Source organism: Burkholderia sp. BCC1640, from assembly GCF_902833125.1.
Taxonomy (GTDB): Bacteria; Pseudomonadota; Gammaproteobacteria; order Burkholderiales; family Burkholderiaceae; genus Burkholderia; species Burkholderia diffusa.
Genome location: NZ_CADFEF010000089.1, coordinates 1 through 1,378 on the forward strand (window position 1 = coordinate 1; position 1,378 = coordinate 1,378).

The 1,378-nt window shown below is 57.7% G+C and carries 1 protein-coding gene; it reads left to right on the plus strand.

The features are described from left to right. Positions 1 to 151 precede the first annotated feature (151 nt). Positions 152 to 1,171, plus strand: coding sequence for an IS110 family transposase (locus HWX25_RS32565; protein WP_175912695.1), 1,020 nt, complete (start codon positions 152 to 154; stop codon positions 1,169 to 1,171). The last annotated feature ends 207 nt before the right edge of the window (positions 1,172 to 1,378 follow it).

Here is a 1,378-nt window from a genome sequence, read left to right on the forward strand (position 1 = left end):
CCTCGCTGCCGGAGGAATGAAATGAACGTCTCCCACCCTCGCGATCCACGAGCGTGGGAGGCTCAGGAAGGTGGATCCTCACGGGCCGACGGCATCAGAGTGTCCAAGAGGAAGATCATTGAGGTCTTCACAGGCAAACCGGAGGATCCTCATGAAGCTTACGCCAGTTGGGATTGACATCGCAAAGTCTCTGTTTCAGGTCCACCACGTGAATATGGAAACGGGTGAGGTTGTGAATAAGGCAATCAAGCGCGCCGGATTCCTCGAGTATTTTGCAAACCGGACGCCATGTCTGATCGGCATGGAGGCATGTGGCGGCTCACAGCACTGGGCACGCGAGTTGGAGAAGATGGGGCATCAGGTTAAGTTGATGCCGGCGCGCTTCGTCAAGGCGTTCAACATCGGCAACAAGAACGACGCAGCGGATGCGAGAGCAATATGGCTCGCAGTGCAGCAGCCATGCAAAGCAGTCGCGGTAAAGACCGAGGATCAACAAGCCGTACTGGCGATGCACCGAATGCGCCAGCAACTGGTGAAGGTCCGGACCATGCAGATCAACGCGCTGCGCGGTTTGTTGACCGAATACGGTGAAGTAATGGGCACGAGCCGTGCGGCGCTCGATAAAGGGATATCTGGAGTGCTGGAGCGGCTCGCTGAGCGCCTACCGGCGATGCTGATCGACACGCTACGTGAGCAGTGGAATGGTCTGGCGAAGCTGGACGAACAGATCGCGACAATCGAGAGGCGGCTGAGAACATGGATGAAGCAAGATCGGGCGTGCGCGACTATCGCTGCGATACCAGGAATCGGATTGCTCACGGCCACCGCGGCGGTGGCAACGATGGGAGACGCGAAGGTGTTTAGATCTGGGCGGGAATTCGCGGCATACATCGGATTGGTACCGAAGCAGTCAGGGTCGGGAGGCAAGGTCAATCTGCAGGGCATCAGCAAGCGCGGCGACACGTATCTGCGCACGTTGCTGATTCACGGTGCGCGCAGTGTGTTGGCAAACGCAAAAGATCCCGGACCATGGATTGAGCAAATCAGAAAGCGTCGGCCACCGAATGTGGTGATCGTTGCGTTGGCTAACAAGATGGCACGAACGATTTGGGCCGTTCTTGCACACGAAAAGCCGTACGAGAAGACCTACGTGAGTGCAAAGCCGGCATGATGGGCTTTGCCGCGTAGAAGATCAACGTTCTGCAGAGGGGAGAACTGTCGAAAGGTTGCGCAGGCGTTTTGCGTGTGATGACGGACCAGGTAAGACCGTGACTCGCCAAGCCTGAACTGGTCGTAGAGTCTCGAGCTCGCCGGAGGAATGAGGCACGAGTCAGCGGATTTCATCGGGGCCCGCAGCGGGAGTACCGGCTGCAAGAAG

Excerpts from the sequence above, each read along its gene's own strand:
- HWX25_RS32565 (WP_175912695.1), top strand. The coding sequence starts at position 152 with ATGAAGCTTACGCCAGTTGGGATTGACATCGCAAAGTCTCTGTTTCAG.